The sequence below is a fragment of the Achromobacter xylosoxidans genome (genome assembly GCF_001457475.1).
GTDB classification, from domain to species: Bacteria; Pseudomonadota; Gammaproteobacteria; order Burkholderiales; family Burkholderiaceae_B; genus Achromobacter; species Achromobacter xylosoxidans.
In genome coordinates, this window is sequence record NZ_LN831029.1 from 6,460,960 (window position 1) to 6,481,127 (window position 20,168).

Sequence of the window (20,168 nt, forward strand, 5' to 3'; positions counted from 1 at the left end):
CCAGGCCGACAAATGCAACGGCGCAAACATAAATAGTTACGCCGTTTTCAGAAATTCCTGAAATTATCGAACAAACTGTGCGAAAACACAAACCACACTCCCGGTGGGGGCAAGATCGCAAGCGCAGCGTATTCAACCGCTTTCGCCGTGGATTCAATCGGCGTTTGTTGCGGCCGAACGACGAAAAAAAGCCACCGGCCGGTGGGGGCGGTGGCGGGAAACAACGGGAAGCCGGGCGCCAAGCGCCCGGGAAAGCGGGAAGGTCAGCCGGCCTTGACGGTCACGGCGGCGGAAACGCGCTTGGCCTTGGCACGGGCCGCCGCGACGTCGCCCGCCACGGCCAGGCCCACGCCCATGCGGCGCTTGACGAAGGATTCGGGTTTGCCGAACAGGCGGATGTCGGTGCCGGGCTCGGCCAGGGCCTGCGCCACGTTGTGGAACGACACGGCCTGGGCGTCGACACCGCCATAGATGACGCTGCTGGCGCCGGGCTGGCGCAGCGAGGTGTCCACCGGCAGCCCCAGCAGGGCCCGGGCGTGCAGCTCGAATTCGTTCTGAGCCTGGGTGATCATGGTGACCATGCCCGTATCGTGCGGCCGCGGGCTCACTTCCGAAAACCAGACCTGGTCACCGGCCACGAAAAGTTCGACACCGAAGATGCCCAGCCCGCCCAATTCCGCCGTGACCGCCGACGCGATCTCGCGGGCCCGCGCCAGCGCGGCCGGCGACATGGGATGCGGCTGCCAGCTTTCGACATAGTCGCCGTCGACCTGCTTGTGGCCGATCGGCTCGCAATAGCGGGTCTCGACCTGGCCGTCGGCGCCGCGCGCCCGGACGGTCAACAGGGTGATCTCGTAGTCGAAGCGAATGAATCCCTCGACGATGGCGCGGCCGCCCCCGACCCGGCCGCCTTCCTGGGCGTAGCGCCAGGCGGACGCGACCTCTTCGGGCGCCTTGATGAGGGACTGGCCCTTGCCGGACGAGGACATGACCGGCTTGATGACGCAGGGATAGCCGATGCCGCCATCGATGGCCTGGCGCAACTCGTCTTCCGTGTCGACGAAGGCATAGGGCGACGTGGGCAGGCCCAGGGTCTCGGCCGCCAGGCGGCGGATGCCCTCGCGGTTCATGGTCAGTTGCGCCGCCCGGGCGGTCGGCGTGACCCGCGCCACGCCGGCCGATTCGAGCTGCACCAGCAAATTGGTGGCAATGGCCTCGATTTCGGGGACAATAACGTGCGGCTGCTCCTGCCGGATGACCTTTTCCAGGGCTTCGGGATCCGTCATCGACACCACGTGCGCGCGATGCGCCACCTGGTGTCCGGGTGCGTCCGCATACCGGTCCACCGCAATGACTTCCACGCCCAGCCGCTGCAGGGCGATGATGACCTCTTTGCCCAGTTCGCCCGACCCGAGCAGCATGACGCGGGTGGCCAGGGGGGACAGGGGCGTGCCGAGGACGGGACTGGGAATGCTGGACATGGAGCGGGCCTGGAAAGGAAAGAGTGATAGCCGGATGAAAGAGCCGCCAGGATGCCATACCCCCCAGCCCGGGGCAAACCCGCAACCTGATATTAAAATCCCCTGATGACCGACCATCCCACCACATCGTCCGAGACCGCGCTGGCATCTGCGCGCAGGACGTTGCAAATCGAAAGCCAGGGCATCCTGGACCTGTCCGCCCGGCTCGACGACAGCTTCGCGCAGGTCGTCGCCATGCTGCTGGCCTGCCGCGGCCGCGTCGTGGTCAGCGGCATCGGCAAGACCGGCCATGTGGCCCGCAAGATCGCGGCGACGCTGGCCTCCACCGGCACGCCCGCCTTCTTCGTGCACGCCGCCGAGGCGGTGCACGGCGACCTGGGCATGATCACCCGCGACGACGTCCTGATCGCCATTTCGTACTCCGGCTCCGGCCAGGAATTGCTGACCATCCTGCCTGTCGCCCGCCGCATGGGCGCGGGCCTGGTCGCCATCACGGGCAATCCGCAGTCCGAACTGGCCCTGCTGGCCGATGTCCACCTGGACGCCAGCGTGGCCCAGGAAGCGTGCCCCCTGAACCTGGCGCCCACTGCCAGCACCACGGCCGCCCTGGCGCTGGGCGACGCCCTGGCGGTGGCCTGCCTCGAAGCGCGCGGCTTCGGCCCGCAGGATTTCGCCCGCTCGCATCCTGGCGGCGCCCTCGGCCGCCGCCTGCTGACCCACGTGCGCAACGTCATGCGCCAGGGCGACGCCCTGCCCGTGGTGGCCCTGGGCACGCCGGTGGCGCAGGCACTCGAGGTCATGTCCGCCAAAGGCATGGGCATGACGGTCGTATGCGACCCGCAGCGCCGCCCCGTGGGCATCTTCACCGACGGCGACCTGCGTCGCCTGATCGCACGCTACGGCGACATCCGCAGCCTGAACGTCGAGGCCGGCATGACACGCTCGCCGCGCAGCATCAACCCGGACGCGCTGGCCGTCGAGGCCGCGCGCCAGATGGACGAACTGCGGCTCAATCACATGCTGGTGCTGGATGCCGATGGCAGCCTGCTCGGCGCCCTGCACATGCACGACCTGATGGCCGCCAAAGTGGTATGACTATGACTCTTCCTCCCTCGATCACCCACCCCGCCGAAGCGCTGGTCCTGGCCCGCATCCCGCCGGGCGTGCGCGAACGCGCCGCCGCCGTGCGCCTGATGGTCTTCGACGTGGACGGCGTGCTCACCGACGGCAGCCTGTATTACGGGGAAAGCGGCGAAGTGCAGAAACGCTTCCATGCGCTGGACGGCCACGGGCTGCGCCTGCTGATGGAAGGCGGCCTGAAGGTCGCTCTGATGACCGGCCGCTCCGGCCCGATCGTGGCGCGCCGCGCCGCCGAACTGGGCATTTCCGAGATCATGCAGGGCGTGCGCGACAAGGGTGCCGCATTGGCCGAACTTGCGCAGCGCAGCGCGGTCCAACTGAACCAGACCGGCTACATGGGCGACGACATCATCGACCTGCCGGCAATGCAACGCGCGGGCTTCGCCGCCAGCGTGCCGAATGCGCCGGGCTATGTCAGCCAGGCGGCCCACTGGATCGCCACGCAACCTGGCGGCGGTGGCGCGGTCCGCGAGTGCTGCGACCTGCTGCTGGCTTCCCAGGGCCGGCTGGGCGGATTCCTGGCCGCGCCGGGGCTGCTCGGCCCGGGCGCCATCCAGTAAGCGCGCCCCCAACCTCGCTTCGCACACCTGATGAAAGATCGTTTCCCTTCCCTGATCGCGCTGTTCCTGCTGCTGGTGCTGGTCGCCAGCACGTATTGGGCCGCCGACTACGCGCAACGGGCCATCCAGACGGATCCGCCGCGCCGCGTCACGCACGAAATGGACGCCTGGTCGCGCAATTTCGTGATGCTGCGCACCGACCCGACCGGTCGCCCCATCAACCGGCTGGAAGGCGATTACGCCGAGCATTTCCCCGACGACGATTCGTACCACATCACCCAACCGCGGGCCGTCGGCCAGCGCGAAGCCAGTCCCATCACCGTGGGCGTGTCCAAGACCGCCGTCATGGAGCAGGGCGGCAAGCGCATCGTCATGAATGGCGACGCCCACGTGCACCGCCAGCCCGACGCCAACAACGACGTGCTGGACGTGCGCAGCCAACAGCTGATCCTGCTGCCCGACGAAGACGTGGTGTACACCGACCTGCCGGCCGAGGTCATCAAGGGACGCTCGCGCATGAACGGCAAGGGTATGCACTACAACAACAAGACACGCCAACTGCAGGTATCGGCCTCCACGGACGTGGAGATCGCCGGCTCGGAGAACAAGCCGCGCCGCCAGGCCGACAGCCCTGCCAACACCTCTGACCAGAAGAAACCATGACCGACTTCCGGATTCGCATTGCCCCCACCACGCGCCTGCTGGGCGCGGTGCTGTTGATGGCATCGGCGGTTGCGCCGGCGCTCGCCGCCGACCCCAAGCCGGCCGCCGGCGCAAGCAAGACCGCGCCCGCCGAGGAACCCACCACCACGATCCTGTCGGATACGCTGCACTACGACGACGTGAAAAAGCAGAGCGTCTTCACGGGCAACGTCAACATGACGCGCGGCCTGATGACGCTCACCTCCGACAATCTGGAAATGCGCGAAGACGCCGCGGGCAACCAGTACGGCACGGCGACCGCCAACAAGGGCAAGGTCGTGACCATCCGCCAGGAACGTCCCGAGAACTTCGAACTGATCGAAGGCAAGGGCCTGCGCGCCGAATACGACGGCACCAAGAGCACCTTCGACCTGATCGGCCAGGCCGTGGTGGTGCGCTATGTCTGTGGCAAGCCGTTTGACACGATTCGCGGCGACCGGGTGCGTTACAACGAGAAAAGCGGCACCTACGAGGCCCAGGGCGGCCCGAACTCGTCGGCCGCCGGCGGTCGGGTGCGCTCGGTGGCCGAGCCGCGCGCCAAGTCCGATGCCGCGATCGCCGAGTGCCGCAAGCAGCAAGAATCGAAGAAGGGGCGCTGAAGCGCCTCCCACGTTATCCACACGCAGCCACGATGAACCAACCCTCTGTGCAGACTCCCGTGACCTCCGCCCCTTCGGGCGTCAAGCAGGGCAGCCTGCGCGCAACCGGCTTGCGCAAGACCTACAACGGCCGCACCGTGGTGCAGGACGTGTCCCTGTCCGTCTCCAGCGGCGAAGTGGTCGGCCTGCTCGGCCCCAACGGCGCGGGCAAGACCACCAGCTTCTACATGATCGTCGGGCTGGTGCCGGCCGACGCCGGCCGCATCGAGATCGACGGCTCGGTGATCACCGCGATGCCGATCCACAAGCGCGCCCGCATGGGGCTGTCGTACCTGCCCCAGGACGCCTCGGTGTTCCGGCGCCTGACGGTCGAGCAGAACATCCGCGCCGTGCTCGAATTGCAATTGGGGCCGGACGGCCGCACGCTGTCCACGCCCAAGATCAATGAACAGATGGAACTGCTGCTCGAAGAGCTGCAGATCGGCCATATCCGCAGCAACGCCGCCATCTCGCTGTCGGGCGGCGAGCGCCGCCGGGTCGAAATCGCGCGCGCGCTGGCCACCAGCCCGCGCTTCATCCTTCTGGACGAGCCCTTCGCGGGCGTGGACCCGATCGCCGTGATCGAGATCCAGCGCATCGTGCGTTTCCTGAAGGGCCGCGGCATCGGCGTGCTGATCACCGACCACAACGTGCGCGAAACGCTGGGCATCTGCGACCGCGCCTACATCATCAGCGAAGGCAAGGTGCTGACCGACGGTCACCCCGACGAAATCGTCGGCGATCCGGCCGTTCGGCGCGTCTACCTGGGCGAACACTTCCGCATGTAACACCCCGATTGGGGAAAGTCCCAGGGTCCGCGACGGCCCCTGGGGCACGCCCCTGGGCGGCCGCCATGAAAATGCCATGAACTTGCGCTAGGTCAGCTTGTTTTATCGGCCCGAGTCTATACACTAGTATCAAACGAACCCCTCGAACAAGGAGAACGCCTAACGACCCCACCGCGCCTTCCGCGCACCATTTTTTCCTCTTTTAGAAGGAGAGCACACTATGAACCTGAGCATCTGCGGTCGTCACCTCGACGTCACCCCGGCCATCCGGGAATATGTCATGAACAAACTGGCGCGAGTGCTGCGGCATTTCGATCACGTCATCGATACCCAGGTCATGCTCTCAGTAGAGCCCCTGCGGCACAGAGCCGAAATCACCATGCGTCTTAGTGGCAAGGACATTCATTGTGAAGCAACCGATGAAAACCTCTACGCCGCGATCGACCTTCTTGCTGACAAAGTCGACCGTCAGGTCATCAAGCACAAGGACAAGGTACGAAGCCACTCGGCAGAGTCCGTGAAGCGGCAAGCGGCGAGCCTCTCGCCAACCCAGTAACAACGCGCTTCATGATCCGCTCGCCGTGCGAGCCAGGAAACAGCAATCGTTGAATCCTGCCTAAGTCCCGGTGTCCCGCTAGACGCATCGTCCAGCCGGGGCATCGGCAAACTCCTTCCCTCAGTCCCCTTCTCTTTGTCCCCCGATTCCCCGGCACATGGCCGCGGAGCGCCGTGTACTCCCCGAATATCCGCTCGCAGCGAGCACGCCATACCGTGCTGGTATACCTACCTGCGCACGAAGAATGCCCACAACGCGGCGCTATCGGTCTATGCTGTCGCTCTCGTGCCGGGAGCGGCGGCCTGATCCAGGAGGGTGCGGACCGCCAGGAAAGTGCCCCCACCGGAGTTTTTTTGCAGTGCGTCATATAACCCTATAATGACCCGATGAATCATTTGTCGCGCATCCTTCCCGCCGGCAACGTCGTCCTCGATATGCTCGCTACGAGCAAGAAACGCGCGTTCGAACAGGCTGGCCTCCTCTTTGAAAACAACCACGGCTTGGCACGCGCGCTCGTGTTCGACAGCCTGTTTGCACGGGAACGCCTGGGCTCGACGGCACTGGGCCAGGGCGTTGCCGTGCCGCACGGCCGGGTCAAGGGCCTGGAGCAGGCGCTGGCCGCCTTCATCCGCCTGGCGCAGCCCATCACGTTCGACGCACCGGACGGCCAGCCCGTCTCGATGCTGCTCTGTCTGCTGGTGCCGGAAACCGCCACGCAACAACACCTGGACATCCTGGCCGAACTGGCGCAACTGATGTCCAACAAGGCCCTGCGCGAGGCCCTGGCCACCGAGCCGGATCCGGCCGTCGTGCACAAGATGCTCACCACCGGCCAACTCTGACCCTCGCGGAAACGCTGCCATGCTCACGGTGCAGGAACTCGTCGACGACAACGCCGACAAAATCCCCTTCAACTGGATTTCCGGCCAGGGGGCCGCGGACCGCGCGATTCCCGATGACGGCATGGCGGCCGCCGACCTGGTGGGCCACCTGAACCTGATCCACCCGTCGCGCATCCAGGTGTTCGGCCAGGAGGAACTGGCGTACTACACGCGCTTCGACCTGCGCCGCCGCATGCACCACATGGACGAGTTGCTGATCGGCGGCGTGCCGGCCATCCTGCTGGCCGACGGCCTGACGCCGCCGCAGGATCTGGTGGACCAATGCGACCAGCACCAGGTGCCGCTGCTGTCCACTCCCGTGGCGGCCGCGCAGCTGATCGACCTGCTGCGCATCTACCTGGGCAAGAAGCTCGCGCCCACCACCACCGTGCATGGCGTGTTCCTGGACGTGCTGGGCCTGGGCGTGCTCATCACCGGCGAATCCGGCCTGGGCAAGAGCGAACTGGCGCTGGAGCTGATTTCGCGCGGCCACGGCCTGGTGGCCGACGACGCGGTCGAATTCTCGCGCACCGCGCCCAACATGATCGAAGGCCACTGCCCGCAGCTGCTGCAGAACCTGCTGGAAGTGCGCGGCCTGGGCCTGCTGGATATCCGCACCATCTTCGGCGAGACCTCGGTGCGACGCAAGATGCGCCTGAAGCTGATCGTGCACCTGGTGCGCGCCACCGCGCAGGACAAGTTCGAACGCCTGCCGCTGCGGGACATCACCCAGGACATGCTGGGCCTGCCCGTGCGCAAGGTCATGCTGCAGGTTGCCGCCGGCCGCAACCTGGCGGTGCTGGTCGAAGCCGCCGTGCGCAACACCATCCTGAAGCTGCGCGGCATCGACACCCTGGGCGAATTCATGGAACGCCAGGCCATGGCGATCCTGCAAAGCAGCAAATAACGCGCGTCGCCCCGCGGCACCGTGAGCCTGTACGAGAAACTCGCCAACGAGATCGCCAAGTCGATCCGCGACGGCGTGCTGCGCGTGGGCGACAAGCTGCCCTCGGTGCGCGATGCCTGTTCCAGCCGCGGCGTCAGTCCGTCGACGGTATTCCAGGCCTATTACCTGCTGGAAGCGCGCGGCCTGGTCCGCGCCCGCCCCCGTTCCGGCTACTACGTCAATGCGCGCGACGACAGTCTGCCGCCCGAACCGGACACGTCCTGTCCCGACGGCGAATCGACCGAGCTGGCGATCAGCGAGCGCATCTTCGACATCCTCGATTCCGTGCGCAACCGCGACGTCACGCCGCTGGGCTCGGCCTTTCCGTCGCCGCTGCTGTTCCCGCTGCCGCGGCTGGCCCAGGCCATGTCGGCTCATCTCAAGCGCCAGGACCCGCTGGACACGATAGAAGACCTGTCGCCCGGCAACCCCGGCCTGCGCCGGCAGATCGCGCTGCGCTACCTGATCGCCGGCATCAACGTGCCGGCCAACGACATCGTGGTCACCAATGGCGCGCTGGAAGCGCTCAACCTGTGCCTGCAGGCCGTGGCCGAACCCGGCGACACGGTCATCGTCGAAGCGCCGACCTTCTACGGCGCCCTGCAGGCGCTGGAGCGCCACGGCTTGAAGGCGCTGGAAGTGCCCACGCATCCGCGCACCGGCGTGGACCTGGAGGCCATGGAAACGGCGATCAAGCGCCACCGGCCCAAGGCCTGCTGGCTGATGACGCAGTTCCAGAATCCGCTGGGCAGCCTGATGCCCGAGGAAAAGAAGCGGCAGCTGGTCGAGCTGCTGGCGCGCCACGAAATCGCGTTGATCGAGGACGACGTCTACGGCGAGCTGTACTTCGGCGCGGCCCGGCCGGTGCCTGCCAAGGCCTTCGACAAGCACGGGCTGGTGCTGCACTGTTCGTCGTTCTCCAAGTGCCTGGCGCCGGGCTACCGCATCGGCTGGGCCAGCGCCGGCCGTTATACGCAGCGCGTGCAGCGCCTGAAACTGTCGTCCACCCTGTCGGCGTCCGGTCCGGCCCAGGGCGCGCTCGCCGAATACCTGGAGCAAGGCGGCTACGACCGCCACCTGCGCCGGCTGCGCGAAACGCTGCAGGCCCAGCAGGACCTGATGGCCAATGCGATCGCGCGCGAGTTTCCCGCCGGGACCCGCGTGACGCGTCCGCAGGGCGGTTTCTTCCTGTGGCTGGAAATGCCCGCGGCGGTGGACGCGTTGGCGCTGCACCGGCAGGCGCTGGCGCGCGGCATCAGCGTGGCGCCGGGACCGATCTTCTCGGCCAGCGGGCAGTTCGGCAACGCCCTGCGGCTGAACTACGGCCATCCATGGGACGACGGCAAGGCCGACGCCATCCGCGTCCTGGGCGAGATGGCGCGCGCGGCCTGCAGCCAGGCGACGCGGCCCTCCTGATCAGTTGCGGGTCGAGGCGGCGCGGGCGCGCTTGACCTCCAGCGGCGTCACGCCCCCCGCCTGGTTGCCCCAGCTGTTGCGGATGTAGGACACCAGCATGGCGACATCATTGTCATTGAGCAGTTGGCCGAACGGCGGCATGCCGTGGGGCCGCGGATTGGCCGCGGTGGCCGGCGCGAAGCCGCCATCCAGCACCATGCGTATGGCATTGAGCGGAGACGGCGCCGTCACGGTCGGGTTGCCGGCCAGCGCGGGCCAGGCGCCCGCACTGCCCTCGCCCGCCGGCTGGTGGCACTGCGCGCATTGCTGGCGGTAGATCTTGCCGCCAAGCTCCATCGCCGCGGGCGCGACCGCGGCGCTCGCGACCGCTGCCGGCGCCGGAGTCGACGGCAACGATTTGAGATACACGCCCATCGCCAGTGCGTCGGCATCGCTCAGGTGCTGCGTGCTGCCCAGCACCACCTCGGCCATGGGGCCGCTGGCGCTGGAGTGGGCCGCGATGCCGGTGCGCAGCAGCGCCGCGATATCTTCGGCCGACCAGCGCCCCAGGCCCGTCTGCGGATCGTTGGTCAAGGGCGGCGCATACCAGTCCAGCATGGGAATGATGCCGCCAGCCAGGCCGTCGGTCGCGCGCGTCGCGCCCAGGCTGTTGCGCGGCGCATGGCAAGCGGCGCAGTGGCCCAGGCCCTCGACCAGGTAGCGTCCGCGGTTCCACTGGGTCGACTGGCCCGGATCGGCCTCCTGCACGCCAGGGCGGAAGTACAGGGCGCGCCACGCCGCCAGCAGGATGCGCTGGTCGTACGGGAAATCGAGTTCCGGCGCGCGGCTCGGCCGTTCGACCGGCGTGACCGTACGCAGATAGGCGAACAGGGCATCCGAGTCGGCACGCGTGACGCGGGTGTATTCGGTGTACGGGAAGGCCGGATACAACAGCGTGCCGTCGCGCGACTTGCCGTTGTGCAGCGCCTGCCAGAAATCATCCGCGCTCCAGGCGCCGATGCCGGTCTTCTCGTCGGGCGTGATGTTGGGGCCGTAGATCGTGCCGAACGGCGTCGGAATGGCGGTGCCTCCGGCATACGCCTGGCCCCCGCGCGCGGTATGGCAGGCCATGCAATTGCCGGCCAGGGCGAGGTAGCGGCCGCGCTCGATGCGCTGCTGCGGATCGGCCGGCGCCTCGGTCGGGCCGGTGCTGGCATCGTCGCGCGTGCCTTGCCAATAGAGAATGCCGACCGCCAACACGGCCAGCGCCAACAGGATGCCGAGGAGTCGCTTCATCAGTTTCATGGCGTGCCCCCTCAACGCTGCGCCTGGCTGCCGCACTCGGCTGGCAGGCGCAGGGAACCGGCCGGTTCGGGCGCATAGTCGTCAGCCACCGGCTGCGACGACAGCCAGGCCGCCAGGGCGCCGATGTCTGCGGGCGTGAGTTTGTGGGCAACGTCGGCCATGCAATCGGGCGCGGCGGCGCGGCGCAGGCCGTTCTTCCAGCTGCCGATCTGCGAGCTGATGTAGTCGCGCGGCAAGCCCAGCAATCCGGGAACGGCCGGCAACAGGCCGCCCAACGAGGCGCCGTGACAGGACGCACAGGCCGGCAGGCTGCGGGCGGCATCGCCGCCGAGCGCCAGCCTGCGGCCGGCTTCCAGCGTGGCGGCGGACACCTCGGCGCGCACCGGCGGCGGATACGGCACGTGCTGCGCCGCGAAGTAGCCGGCCATTTCGTGCAGATAGGCATCCGGCAGGCCCGCCAGCAGGTGCGCCATGGGCCGGTACTGGCGCCGGTCGTCGCGGAAATTGAGCAGTTGGTGGTAGAGGTATTCCTGCGGCTTGCCGGCCAGGCGCGGGTAATAACCGTCGGCGCCGGCGCGGCCCTGCTCGCCGTGACAGGCCGTACAGGCCGCCACCCGGGCCGCCATGGTGCCGGGCTGCAATACCTGGGGCGTGTCCTGGGCCAGCACGGGGGCTGCGGAAAAGGCCACAACGGCGGCGGCCAGAAGCCGGGATTTTGCCCAAAACCGTGGCAGTGAAACACTACGAAAGGAAATGAAGGCTAACATCTAGGGCCAGTTAACACTAAGTCGAACCAACCCCGGAAGCGCATGGCGGCGGGGCGCGTAGATGAATCTCGGTCGTGTGCCGGTGCCCAAGCTTACGCCAGGGGCGGTAAAACGGTACAGGCGCAGATCCGCAGTTTACGGCCATATCAGATGCCGACCCGCCGGCATCCTCCCGGAAAAGCGTGCCACAATCATGTCCATGTTGAAAGTCGTCCTCGTCACCGGCATCTCAGGCTCAGGCAAGTCCGTCGCCCTGCGCATGCTCGAGGACGCCAGCTACACCTGCGTCGACAACCTGCCGGTGCGGTTCCTGACTGAATTCATCGCCAATGCCCGTGACGACGGCCTGGAACGCGTGGCGGTCGCCATCGACGTGCGTTCGCCGGGCGAACTGGCCGAACTGCCGGACGTGGTCACCGCGCTGCGCGCCATGGGAACCAGCCTGCGCGTGGTGTTCCTGGATGCCAGCACCGACACCCTGGTGCAACGCTACTCCGAATCGCGCCGCCGCCATCCGCTGACCGACCGGCTGCAACGCGGCGGCACCGCCCCGTCGCTGACCGACTGCATCGCGCTCGAACGTGAACTGCTGGCGCCGCTGCGCGAGCAGGAACACGTCATCGACACCTCGGAACTCACCCCGGGCCAGCTGCGCGCGTGGATCCGCGACCTGATCCAGGCCGACCGCGCGCCGCTGGTGCTGACCTTCGAATCGTTCGCCTACAAGCGCGGCGTGCCGCGCGATGCCGACCTGGTGTTCGACGTGCGCTGCCTGCCGAACCCCTATTACGACCGCAACCTGCGTCCGCTGACCGGCCGCGACGAGCCCGTCGCCACCTGGCTGGCCGGTTATGAACAGGTGGGCCAGATGATCGACGACATCACCGGCTTCCTGAACCGCTGGCTGCCGCAATACACGCAAGACACCCGCAACTACCTGACGGTCGCCATCGGTTGCACCGGCGGCCAGCATCGTTCGGTCTACGTGGTCGAAGAGCTGGCCAAGCGCTTTGCCGACCACGACCCGCTGCTGGTGCGCCATCGCACCCAACTGCCCGACGAATCCGCATGATCCTGTCCCGCCCGCTCCATATCCTGATGATGCTGTTGCTGGCCATTGCCGTGGCCGGCTGCTCTTCCACCGGGGGACGCAAGAAAGGCGGCGGGTACTACAAGGACGATGGCCCGGACGCCAATCCGCCGTCCAACCTGGACCAGGTTCCGGACGCGGTGCCGCGCATCGAGCCCTACGCCAGCGGCGCCAACCGGCCGTATGTGGTGTTCGGCCAGCGCTACGTGCCGGATACCAGCGGCCAGCCCTACAAGCGCCAGGGCATCGCCTCGTGGTACGGCAAGAAGTTCCATGGCAACTCCACTTCCATCGGCGAGCCGTACGACATGTACGCCATGACGGCGGCCCACACCACGCTGCCGATCCCGAGCTACGCGCGCGTCACCAGCCTGGTCAACGGCAAGACCATCGTCGTGCGGGTCAATGACCGCGGGCCATTCCACAGCGACCGCATCATGGACCTGTCGTACGTGGCGGCCTACAAGCTGGGCATCATCGGGCCGGGCAGCGGCCAGGTGGTGGTCGAGAGCATCGGACAGGACGAGATCCGCCGCCTGGCCTCGCAGGGCACGCCGGCGCCGATGCCCGCCTCGGCGACCGGTTCCACGCCGGTGGCCACGCCGGTTGCCGCCGCGCCGGTGGCGCTGGAACCCCAGCCGCTGGCACAGCAGCCCGCGCCCGCGCCGGGCAGCGCGCCGGTGCGCCCGATGGGCGCGGCCGGCAGCGTCTACCTGCAGGTGGGCGCGTTCAGCCAGCCGGCCAACGCGCAATCACTGGTCAGCCGCATCAATACGCAACTGGGCGCCGAGGGCGCGCCCGCGGCCGCGGTGGAGCAGGCCAACAATCTGTACCGCGTCAAGATCGGGCCCTATCCGGATCGCCAGAGCGCCTTGAACGCGGTACAGCTGGTGTCCGACCGCCTCGGCATCACCCCCAGCATCGCCGCGCAATAACGCCTACCTTGCCGGCGGCCAGTCGAACGTCGGCAACTCGAACGGCAGTTGCGCCTGCCCGTCGCAAACCCGCCGCGCGCGCGGATTGCGGCTCAGGTACTGGCTGCCTTCGTGCTTGAGCAGCGCCTGCTTGCGCGGCAGGCCGCCGCCAAACCCGGTCAGTGAGGTGTCCGCGCCGATCACGCGATGGCAGGGGATGATGATACTGACTGGATTGCGCCCGACCGCGCCGCCGATCGCCTGGGCCCCCTTGGGACGCCCCACGACGCGCGCCAGTTCGCCATAACTGGCAAGCTGGCCGAAATCCAGCGTGCACAGGGCGCGCCAGACCTCGTGCTGGAACGGCGTGCCGACCGGATCGAGCGCCACGTCGAAATCGCGGCGCTCGCCGGCATACCACTGGTCCAGTTCGCGCCGCGCCTGTTCCAGGATGGGATCCGATTCGTCGAGCACCCAGCCGTCGGCCGGGGGCAGCGACATCTGGTCGGTGAACCAGGCGCCGCGCAGGCCCCTGGCGCTGGCCACCAGCCGCATTTCACCCAAAGGCGTGGGCATGTCCCGATAGACCACGCGTTCGGCCGCTTCGCCGGGACGCTTGCGTGCCTGTGCGATGTAGATCATGGCTTACGAATTCTTGCGGGCCAGGGCCCGGTTGTACAGGACGTCGCGCGACAGGCCGGTGACCTTGGCCGCAACCTTCGAGGCATCGCGCAGCGACAGGGTTTCCAGCAGCGCGTCCAGCAACGCGTCGGCGCGCGGGTCGGCGTCTTCGTCGACCTCGCCACCCGCCTGGGCATGCGCGATCAGCACGAATTCCCCCTGCTCGCGATGCGGGTCGGCTGCCAGCCAGGCGGCGGCCTCGGACAGCGGGAACGTGGCGATCTCCTCGAAACGCTTGGTCAGTTCACGGGCCACCGTCACCAGGCGGGCGGGGCCACAGACCTCCAGCAGATCCGCCAGGGTCGCCGCGAGCCGATGCGGCGATTCGAACATCACCACCGGCGCGGGCAACGCGCACCAGGTGCGCAGCCAGCGCTGGCGGGCCGCGGCCTTGGATGGCGCAAAGCCGGCGAACGCGTATGCGGGATTTTCGTCGGTGGTGACGCCGCTGCCCATCAAGGCGGCGATCACCGCGCTGGGGCCGGGCACCGGCACCACGGCGAAACCGGCTTCACGCACCGCGCGCACCACGCGCGCCCCGGGGTCGCTGACCGCCGGCGCACCGGCGTCCGACACCAGCGCCACGCGCTGGCCCTGGGCCAGGCGTTCGCAGATGGCCTGCGCCGCCGCCGCTTCATTGTGTCGGTGAGCCGCCATCAGGGGCGTGCCGACGCCCCAGGCATCCAGCAGGGTGCGGCTGGCGCGGGTGTCTTCGGCCGCGATCACGTCGGCGCGCTGCAGCGCGTGCCAGGCCCGCAACCCCAGGTCGCCCAGATTGCCGATCGGCGTGGCCACCACATACAGCGTCGAGGCCGGCCAATGCTGCCCGGCCACGCGTTCAGCCACGCGGGCCCAGGCATCGCCGGCCACCGGGGGTGAGACATTTTGGTTCATTGCAGCCTACTTACACGGAAAACCATGCCAGTGTAGCCGCCATCGCCCCCCCGTTTCGGAACTGGCATGACGGTTGACACATTCGCTTTCGAGCTCGCCCTGGCGGCACGCCGCCGCGCCGAAAAACGCCGCCGCCGCGCGGCGCGACGCGCCGGCCCCGCGGACCGCCCGCCTCCCCGGCGCTCGCCCCGCCAACGCACCGGCGACGCCCATGAAGACGCCGCGCTGCGCCTGCTGCAGGCCGCCGGCCTGGTGCTGCTGGCGCGCAACCTGCACTGCCGCGCCGGCGAGATCGACCTGGCCATGCGTGAAGGCGACATCCTGGTGCTGGTCGAAGTGCGTTCACGCCAGGCAGACGCCTATGGCGGCGCGGCCGCCAGCATCGGCCGTGACAAACAGGCGCGGCTGGCGCGCGCGGCGGCCCACTGGCTGCCCGAGCTGGCCCGACGCCATTGGCGCGGCAGGCCGCCCGCGGTCCGCTTCGACGCCGTGCTCTTCGACGGCGGCCAGGTCCGGTGGCTACGCGCGGCGTTCGAGCTGCCTTGATCGGGCGCCGCCCGTGAGATAATCGCGGCCATGGATATGACCTCTCGAATGACGTCGCACTTTCGCGACGCCATGGCCACGTACGAACAAAGCATGAACGTGCTGGCCGAGCCGCTGGCGATCGCGGTGGACGTGCTGTTTGGCGCCCTGGCCAACAACGGCAAGATTCTGGCCTGCGGCAACGGCGGCTCGGCCGCCGACGCGCAACATTTCATCGCCGAACTGGTCGGCCGCTTCGAACGCGAACGCCTGCCCCTGGCCGGCATCGCCCTGAACACCGACACCTCGATCCTGACCGCCGTCGGCAATGACTACGGTTTCGACGAAGTGTTCGAACGCCAGGTCAACGCCTTTGGCCAGGCCGGCGACGTGCTGGTGGCCATTTCCACCAGCGGCAATTCGCCCAATGTGGTGCGCGCCATGGAGGCGGCCGCCAGCCGCGAAATGCACGTCCTGGCCCTGACCGGCAAGGGCGGCGGCGTCATGGGGGAACTCATCACGCCAATGGACGTCCATCTATGTGTTCCCAGCGATCGCACCATGCGCATCCAGGAAGTCCATATACTGCTGTTGCATGCGCTTTGCGACGGCATTGACGCTCTTCTGCTTGGAGACACCGAATGATTTCAGACGCCAGAACCGCCGCCCGCCCCCTGCTGCTCGCCGCGGCCCTGTCCGGCGCCGCGCTGTCGCTGTCGGCCTGCGCGCCCCTGATCGTGGGCGGCGCGGCCGCCACCACCGCCGTCGTCGTCACCGACCGGCGCACCTCGGGGATCCAGCTCGAAGACCAGAACATGGCCTTCAAGGCCCAGAAGCAGATCTCCGACAAGCTCGGCGACGCGGCGCGCGTCAACGCCATGGCGTACGGCGGCCACCTGCTGCTGACCGGAGACGTGCCCACCGAGGAAGCCAAGTCGCAGGCCACCGCCATCGCCCAGGGCGTCGAGAACGTCAAGCAGGTGGTCAACCAGCTCACCGTCGGTCCGATCGCGTCGTTCGGCGTGCGCTCGAACGACACCTGGCTGACGTCCAAGGCCAAGACCGCGCTGATCAACACCAAGTACGTGCCCTCCGGCACCATCGCCGTCACCACCGACCACAGCGTCGTCTACCTCATGGGCAAGGTGACGCAGGCCGAGGGCGACTACGCCGCCAACGCGGTGGCCGACCTCGGCGGCGTGGCAAAAGTGGTAAAACTGTTCGAGACCATCAGCCGCGAGGAAGCGATCCGCCTGTCCAGCAGCGGCAGCAAGTCGACCACCACGGAAACCAAGGCCCCCATCGAAAGCGGCGCGGGCGCTGCCGACAGCGGCAGCAGCGCGCCCAGCAGCGGTGGCAGTGCCGTAGAGGCGATGCCCATCAAATGAAAAAAGCCATCGTAGCCCTGGCCGTCCTGGTGGCGGTCGGCGTCGGCGCCTGGTTCACCCTGCGCCCCACGCAAACCGCGCCCGACGTGACCTTCACCACGCTGGAGGGCAAGACCTTCTCCATGCAGGACCTGCGCGGCAAGGTGGTCCTGGTGAAGTTCTGGGCCACCAGCTGTGTCACCTGTGTCAAGCAGATGCCGGAAACCATCTCGGCCTACAACGAGTACGCGGGCAAGGGCTACGAGGCCATCGCGGTCGCCATGGACTACGACCCGCCCAACTACGTGCTGAACTTCAGCGAAAGCCGCAAGCTGCCGTTCCCGGTGGCGCTGGACACCAAGGGCAACATCGCCCGCGCCTTTGGCGACATCCGCCTGACGCCCACGGCCTTCCTGATCGACAAACAGGGACGCATTATCAAGCGCTACCTGGGCGAATACGACGTGGCCGAATTCCATGCCACCGTCGAGAAGGCACTGGCCGCGGGCTGAACCCCGGTCCGCTTGGCCGCCGCCATGAACCGCCCGCCTGCCGGGCGGTTTTCATTTGGCCGCGGGCGGCCCGCCGGCCTCGGCCACACCCCGGGCCGATCCCCGCCGCCCCCCTGGCCCCACGTCCGAAGCCAGCGCCTGGCCCAAAAAAAAGAAACCGCCCGCATGATGCGGGCGGTTTCGGCAGGGGAAGCGTCGCGATCAGAACGCCGGCACCACGGCGCCCTTGTATTTCTCGACGATGAACTTCTTCACCTCGGGCGAATGCAGCGCATTGACCAGCTTCTTGATTCCCGGCGCGTCCTTGTTGTCCGAGCGGGTCACCAGGATGTTGGCGTACGGCGAATCCGAGCCCTCGATGAACAGCGCGTCCTTGGTCGGCACCAGGCCGGCTTCGAGCGCGTAGTTGGTGTTGATCAGGGCCAGGTCGACGTCGTCCAGCGAGCGCGGCAGCATGGCGGCCTCGAGTTCGCGGAACTTCAGCTTCTTGGGGTTATCGGTCACGTCCGCGGCGGTCGCCAGGATGTTGGAGGGATCCTTCAGCTTGATGACGCCCTGCTTCTGCAGCAGCACCAGCGCGCGCCCGCCATTGGACGGATCGTTCGGGATGGCGACGGTGGCGCCGTCCTTCAGTTCGGCCAGGCTCTTGATCTTCTTGGAGTAACCGCCGAACGGCTCCACGTGCACCAGGGCGACCGGCACCAGCGTGGCCTTGCGGTCCTTGTTGAAGGTATCCAGGTACGGCTTGTGCTGGAAGAAGTTGGCATCGAGCTGCTTGTCGGCCAGTTGCAGGTTGGGCTGCACGTAGTCGTTGAACACCTTGATGTCGAGTTCCACGCCTTCCTTGGCCAGCTGCGGCTTGACCACTTCCAGGATCTCGGCATGCGGCACCTGGGTGGCGCCCACCACGATCTTTTCGGCATGGGCGGCGGTGGCTGCCACCAGCAGGGCCGACGCCACCAGGGCGGAACGGACGAAATTCAAACGCATGAGTTGCCTCTTTTATAGGTAGAAATTTGGGGGCATATGCCCGGCCGGTGTGGAGATTCCCCCTTGTGAGGGGTGCTCCGTTGCGAAAACGCCCCCAATTTACCCGAATGCCGGTTATTTGTCGGGCATAACAACATGGGTTTAAAGCATAAGCAACCTGCGGGTACTACAATCCGTCGTATGCTTGCGCTACCGCGTTGCCAACGCGTTCCTGTGCAGGCATTTTTTTACTGCCGGACCCCACGCCCCCACGGGGGGCAATGCCTGTCCGCCATCGCTGGCGCGGGCTTTCAACCTCTAACTTTCATACCCTACTTATTGCCGACTTAGCTGCCATGACCGACACCCCCGACCCTGCTGCCGTCTCGTCTCCCGCTGTCAAAGCCGCGGTGCTCTCCGAAGCGCTGCCTTATATCCGACGATTCCACGGCAAAACCATCGTGGTCAAGTACGGCGGCAACGCCATGACGGAAGAGCGCCTGCAGCGCAGCTTCGCGCATGACGTGGTGTTGCTCAAGCTGGTGGGTCTGAATCCGGTGGTGGTGCACGGCGGCGGCCCGCAGATCGACGACGCGCTGCGCCGCATCGGCAAGCAGGGCACCTTCATCCAGGGCATGCGCGTCACCGATGCCGAGACCATGGAAGTGGTCGAATGGGTGCTGGGCGGCCAGGTCCAGCAAGACATCGTCATGATGATCAACGAGGTCGGCGGCAAGGCCGTGGGCCTGACCGGCAAGGACGGCGGACTGATCCAGGCCCAGAAGAAGCTGATGGCCAACAAGGAAAACCCGGCCGAACCGATCGACATCGGTTTCGTCGGCGACATCACCCTGGTCGAGCCGGCGGTGGTCAAGGCCCTGCAGGACGACCAGTTCATTCCGGTCATCTCGCCCATCGGCTACGGTGAAGACGGCACCGCCTACAACATCAACGCCGACGTCGTCGCCGGCAAGATGGCCGAAGTGCTGGGCGCCGAAAAGCTGCTGATGCTGACCAACACCCCGGGCGTGCTGGACAAGGGCGGCAAGCTGCTGCGCAGCCTGTCGGCCCAGACCATCGACGAGCTGTTCGCCGACGGCACCATCTCGGGCGGCATGCTGCCCAAGATCTCGTCGGCGCTGGATGCCGCCAAGAATGGCGTCAATTCGGTGCACATCGTCGACGGCCGCGTGCCGCACTGCCTGTTGCTGGAAATCCTGACCGACCAAGGCGTTGGCACGATGATCAGCTCGCACTGATGCGAGCGCTGCGCACCCTGCTGCGGCCGGCGGTGCGCCAGCGCCGCTCGCGCCGCACGACCACGGACGCCCCCGGGCGCCTGTGGTTGTTCGACCTGGACAACACGCTGCACGATACGTCGCATGCGATCTTCCCTCGAATCGACCATGGCATGACCATGGCGGTGGCCGAGGCGCTGGAGGTCGACGTCGACACCGCCAATGCCGTGCGCAAGCAGTACTGGCAGCGCTATGGCGCCACGATGATCGGCATGGTCCGGCACCATGGCGTGGACCCGCATGTCTTCCTGCATCGCAGCCATGATTTCGACGTCAATCCGCTCGTGCGCGCCGAAAAGGCGCTGGCGTACAAGCTGAAGCAACTGCCCGGGCGCAAGGTACTGCTGACCAACGCGCCGCTGCATTACGCGCGCGCGGTGCTGCGGCGGCTGGGCATCCTGCGCCAGTTCGACAGCCTGTGGGCCATCGAGCACATGCGCCTGCATGGCGAATTCCGCCCCAAGCCATCGCCGGCGCTGCTGCGCTACGTGCTGGCGCGCGAAGGCGTGCCGGCGCGCCAGGCGGTGCTGGTGGAAGACACCCTTGCCAATCTGCGCGGCGCGCGCCGCGCCGGGCTGCGCACGGTGCATGTGTTCCATCCCGGCACCCCGTTTGCGCGCGGCCGCGCGCAACGGCCGGCCTACGTCGACTTGCGGGTAAACTCCGTCAGTGATTTGCTGCTGCGCCGGCGCCCCTTGCGGGGTTGATCGCCGACGCGCCTTCCCTCCTCCACCGTCAGCCTGCGTAACACCAGACCCG

At 67.4% G+C, this 20,168-nt stretch carries 23 protein-coding genes; 17 read left to right on the forward strand and 6 right to left on the reverse strand.

Annotated features, from left to right (window positions below):
* Positions 1-263: 263 nt before the first annotated feature.
* Positions 264-1,481 carry a formate-dependent phosphoribosylglycinamide formyltransferase gene (gene purT, locus AT699_RS29125; RefSeq protein WP_006389889.1) on the reverse strand — a complete coding sequence of 406 codons (1,218 nt, stop codon included), beginning with the start codon at positions 1,479-1,481 and terminating at the stop codon, positions 264-266.
* A 105-nt stretch (positions 1,482-1,586) separates the two neighbouring features.
* Between purT and AT699_RS29130 the strand changes: the two genes are divergently transcribed.
* The 9 genes from AT699_RS29130 to AT699_RS29170 all read left to right on the forward strand — a co-directional run bounded on the left by AT699_RS29130 (position 1,587) and on the right by AT699_RS29170 (position 9,108).
* Positions 1,587-2,576 carry a KpsF/GutQ family sugar-phosphate isomerase gene (locus AT699_RS29130; protein WP_006389888.1) on the forward strand — a complete coding sequence of 330 codons (990 nt, stop codon included), beginning with the start codon at positions 1,587-1,589 and terminating at the stop codon, positions 2,574-2,576.
* Positions 2,573-3,181 carry a KdsC family phosphatase gene (locus AT699_RS29135; protein WP_006389886.1) on the forward strand — a complete coding sequence of 203 codons (609 nt, stop codon included), beginning with the start codon at positions 2,573-2,575 and terminating at the stop codon, positions 3,179-3,181. The genes AT699_RS29130 and AT699_RS29135 overlap by 4 nt, the downstream gene beginning before the upstream one ends.
* 30 nt (positions 3,182-3,211) lie before the next feature.
* The gene (lptC, locus tag AT699_RS29140; RefSeq protein WP_006389885.1) at positions 3,212-3,844 is read left to right on the forward strand and encodes an LPS export ABC transporter periplasmic protein LptC; all 633 of its coding nucleotides are present in this window, start codon (positions 3,212-3,214) and stop codon (positions 3,842-3,844) included.
* Positions 3,841-4,482 carry a lipopolysaccharide transport periplasmic protein LptA gene (gene lptA, locus AT699_RS29145; RefSeq protein ID WP_006389884.1) on the forward strand — a complete coding sequence of 214 codons (642 nt, stop codon included), beginning with the start codon at positions 3,841-3,843 and terminating at the stop codon, positions 4,480-4,482. The genes lptC and lptA overlap by 4 nt, the downstream gene beginning before the upstream one ends.
* A gap of 32 nt (positions 4,483-4,514) precedes the next feature.
* Positions 4,515-5,309, forward strand: a complete 795-nt coding sequence (gene lptB, locus AT699_RS29150; protein ID WP_035184247.1) for an LPS export ABC transporter ATP-binding protein — start codon at positions 4,515-4,517, stop codon at positions 5,307-5,309.
* A gap of 220 nt (positions 5,310-5,529) precedes the next feature.
* Positions 5,530-5,865 carry a ribosome hibernation-promoting factor, HPF/YfiA family gene (gene hpf, locus AT699_RS29155; RefSeq protein ID WP_006389882.1) on the forward strand — a complete coding sequence of 112 codons (336 nt, stop codon included), beginning with the start codon at positions 5,530-5,532 and terminating at the stop codon, positions 5,863-5,865.
* 386 nt (positions 5,866-6,251) lie between these two features.
* Entirely contained in the window at positions 6,252-6,707 is a 456-nt protein-coding gene (locus AT699_RS29160; protein ID WP_006389881.1) for a PTS sugar transporter subunit IIA, read from the forward strand.
* Positions 6,708-6,726: 19 nt separating this feature from the next.
* On the forward strand, positions 6,727-7,653 hold the full coding sequence (hprK, locus tag AT699_RS29165) for an HPr(Ser) kinase/phosphatase (RefSeq protein ID WP_024070665.1): 927 nt from the start codon (positions 6,727-6,729) through the stop codon (positions 7,651-7,653).
* A 21-nt stretch (positions 7,654-7,674) separates the two neighbouring features.
* Positions 7,675-9,108 carry an aminotransferase-like domain-containing protein gene (locus AT699_RS29170; RefSeq protein ID WP_020925981.1) on the forward strand — a complete coding sequence of 478 codons (1,434 nt, stop codon included), beginning with the start codon at positions 7,675-7,677 and terminating at the stop codon, positions 9,106-9,108.
* Here AT699_RS29170 and AT699_RS29175 read toward each other — a convergent pair whose 3' ends face one another.
* Together AT699_RS29175 and AT699_RS29180 are read right to left on the reverse strand one after the other, a co-directional pair.
* The gene (locus AT699_RS29175; protein ID WP_024070666.1) at positions 9,109-10,392 is read right to left on the reverse strand and encodes a c-type cytochrome; all 1,284 of its coding nucleotides are present in this window, start codon (positions 10,390-10,392) and stop codon (positions 9,109-9,111) included.
* 11 nt (positions 10,393-10,403) lie between these two features.
* Complete coding sequence (locus tag AT699_RS29180) at positions 10,404-11,159, reverse strand: c-type cytochrome (RefSeq protein WP_108914029.1); 756 nt, start codon at positions 11,157-11,159, stop codon at positions 10,404-10,406.
* A gap of 199 nt (positions 11,160-11,358) precedes the next feature.
* On the opposite strand from AT699_RS29180, the gene rapZ reads away from it, so the two are divergent.
* Entirely contained in the window at positions 11,359-12,231 is an 873-nt protein-coding gene (gene rapZ, locus AT699_RS29185) for an RNase adapter RapZ (RefSeq protein WP_006389877.1), read from the forward strand.
* A complete protein-coding gene (locus AT699_RS29190; RefSeq protein ID WP_024070668.1) occupies positions 12,228-13,184 on the forward strand; it encodes a septal ring lytic transglycosylase RlpA family protein in 957 nt (318 codons plus the stop codon). The genes rapZ and AT699_RS29190 overlap by 4 nt, the downstream gene beginning before the upstream one ends.
* Before the next feature lie 3 nt (positions 13,185-13,187).
* On the opposite strand, the gene AT699_RS29195 is transcribed toward AT699_RS29190, so the two are convergent.
* Both AT699_RS29195 and rsmI read right to left on the reverse strand, forming a co-directional pair.
* Entirely contained in the window at positions 13,188-13,805 is a 618-nt protein-coding gene (locus tag AT699_RS29195) for a methylated-DNA--[protein]-cysteine S-methyltransferase (RefSeq protein ID WP_006389871.1), read from the reverse strand.
* A gap of 3 nt (positions 13,806-13,808) precedes the next feature.
* Positions 13,809-14,738 carry a 16S rRNA (cytidine(1402)-2'-O)-methyltransferase gene (rsmI, locus tag AT699_RS29200; RefSeq protein ID WP_006389870.1) on the reverse strand — a complete coding sequence of 310 codons (930 nt, stop codon included), beginning with the start codon at positions 14,736-14,738 and terminating at the stop codon, positions 13,809-13,811.
* A gap of 66 nt (positions 14,739-14,804) precedes the next feature.
* On the opposite strand from rsmI, the gene AT699_RS29205 reads away from it, so the two are divergent.
* The 4 genes from AT699_RS29205 to AT699_RS29220 are packed head-to-tail and all read left to right on the forward strand — an operon-like array spanning position 14,805 to position 17,142.
* Positions 14,805-15,284, forward strand: coding sequence for a YraN family protein (locus tag AT699_RS29205; protein ID WP_020925974.1), 480 nt, complete (start codon positions 14,805-14,807; stop codon positions 15,282-15,284).
* A gap of 30 nt (positions 15,285-15,314) precedes the next feature.
* Positions 15,315-15,908 carry a phosphoheptose isomerase gene (locus AT699_RS29210; RefSeq protein ID WP_006389868.1) on the forward strand — a complete coding sequence of 198 codons (594 nt, stop codon included), beginning with the start codon at positions 15,315-15,317 and terminating at the stop codon, positions 15,906-15,908.
* Positions 15,905-16,651 (forward strand): BON domain-containing protein, encoded by a 747-nt coding sequence (locus AT699_RS29215; RefSeq protein ID WP_006389867.1) that lies wholly within the window; start codon positions 15,905-15,907, stop codon positions 16,649-16,651. Before AT699_RS29210 ends, AT699_RS29215 begins: the two co-directional genes overlap by 4 nt.
* Positions 16,648-17,142: a peroxiredoxin family protein gene (locus AT699_RS29220; protein WP_006389866.1), complete on the forward strand. Its 495-nt coding sequence runs from the start codon at positions 16,648-16,650 to the stop codon at positions 17,140-17,142. Before AT699_RS29215 ends, AT699_RS29220 begins: the two co-directional genes overlap by 4 nt.
* A 201-nt stretch (positions 17,143-17,343) precedes the next feature.
* Here the strand turns inward: AT699_RS29220 and AT699_RS29225 are convergent, their stop codons facing one another.
* Positions 17,344-18,132, reverse strand: a complete 789-nt coding sequence (locus AT699_RS29225) for a MetQ/NlpA family ABC transporter substrate-binding protein (protein ID WP_006389865.1) — start codon at positions 18,130-18,132, stop codon at positions 17,344-17,346.
* 335 nt (positions 18,133-18,467) lie between these two features.
* Between AT699_RS29225 and argB the strand changes: the two genes are divergently transcribed.
* Entirely contained in the window at positions 18,468-19,370 is a 903-nt protein-coding gene (gene argB / locus AT699_RS29230) for an acetylglutamate kinase (RefSeq protein ID WP_026382124.1), read from the forward strand.
* Positions 19,370-20,116, forward strand: coding sequence for a pyrimidine 5'-nucleotidase (locus AT699_RS29235; protein ID WP_006389863.1), 747 nt, complete (start codon positions 19,370-19,372; stop codon positions 20,114-20,116). The genes argB and AT699_RS29235 overlap by 1 nt, the downstream gene beginning before the upstream one ends.
* Positions 20,117-20,168 lie beyond the last annotated feature (52 nt).

Coding starts and splice junctions, on each gene's coding strand:
- rsmI (WP_006389870.1), bottom strand. CDS start 14,738: ATGAACCAAAATGTCTCACCCCCGGTGGCCGGCGATGCCTGGGCCCGC.
- AT699_RS29235 (WP_006389863.1), top strand. CDS start 19,370: ATGCGAGCGCTGCGCACCCTGCTGCGGCCGGCGGTGCGCCAGCGCCGC.
- AT699_RS29160 (WP_006389881.1), top strand. CDS start 6,252: ATGAATCATTTGTCGCGCATCCTTCCCGCCGGCAACGTCGTCCTCGAT.
- rapZ (WP_006389877.1), top strand. CDS start 11,359: ATGTTGAAAGTCGTCCTCGTCACCGGCATCTCAGGCTCAGGCAAGTCC.
- AT699_RS29205 (WP_020925974.1), top strand. CDS start 14,805: ATGACGGTTGACACATTCGCTTTCGAGCTCGCCCTGGCGGCACGCCGC.
- argB (WP_026382124.1), top strand. CDS start 18,468: ATGACCGACACCCCCGACCCTGCTGCCGTCTCGTCTCCCGCTGTCAAA.
- AT699_RS29210 (WP_006389868.1), top strand. CDS start 15,315: ATGGATATGACCTCTCGAATGACGTCGCACTTTCGCGACGCCATGGCC.
- lptC (WP_006389885.1), top strand. CDS start 3,212: ATGAAAGATCGTTTCCCTTCCCTGATCGCGCTGTTCCTGCTGCTGGTG.
- purT (WP_006389889.1), bottom strand. CDS start 1,481: ATGTCCAGCATTCCCAGTCCCGTCCTCGGCACGCCCCTGTCCCCCCTG.
- lptA (WP_006389884.1), top strand. CDS start 3,841: ATGACCGACTTCCGGATTCGCATTGCCCCCACCACGCGCCTGCTGGGC.
- AT699_RS29190 (WP_024070668.1), top strand. CDS start 12,228: ATGATCCTGTCCCGCCCGCTCCATATCCTGATGATGCTGTTGCTGGCC.
- hpf (WP_006389882.1), top strand. CDS start 5,530: ATGAACCTGAGCATCTGCGGTCGTCACCTCGACGTCACCCCGGCCATC.
- AT699_RS29195 (WP_006389871.1), bottom strand. CDS start 13,805: ATGATCTACATCGCACAGGCACGCAAGCGTCCCGGCGAAGCGGCCGAA.
- AT699_RS29225 (WP_006389865.1), bottom strand. CDS start 18,132: ATGCGTTTGAATTTCGTCCGTTCCGCCCTGGTGGCGTCGGCCCTGCTG.
- AT699_RS29175 (WP_024070666.1), bottom strand. CDS start 10,392: ATGAAACTGATGAAGCGACTCCTCGGCATCCTGTTGGCGCTGGCCGTG.
- lptB (WP_035184247.1), top strand. CDS start 4,515: ATGAACCAACCCTCTGTGCAGACTCCCGTGACCTCCGCCCCTTCGGGC.
- AT699_RS29180 (WP_108914029.1), bottom strand. CDS start 11,159: ATGTTAGCCTTCATTTCCTTTCGTAGTGTTTCACTGCCACGGTTTTGG.
- AT699_RS29135 (WP_006389886.1), top strand. CDS start 2,573: ATGACTATGACTCTTCCTCCCTCGATCACCCACCCCGCCGAAGCGCTG.
- AT699_RS29215 (WP_006389867.1), top strand. CDS start 15,905: ATGATTTCAGACGCCAGAACCGCCGCCCGCCCCCTGCTGCTCGCCGCG.
- AT699_RS29220 (WP_006389866.1), top strand. CDS start 16,648: ATGAAAAAAGCCATCGTAGCCCTGGCCGTCCTGGTGGCGGTCGGCGTC.
- hprK (WP_024070665.1), top strand. CDS start 6,727: ATGCTCACGGTGCAGGAACTCGTCGACGACAACGCCGACAAAATCCCC.
- AT699_RS29130 (WP_006389888.1), top strand. CDS start 1,587: ATGACCGACCATCCCACCACATCGTCCGAGACCGCGCTGGCATCTGCG.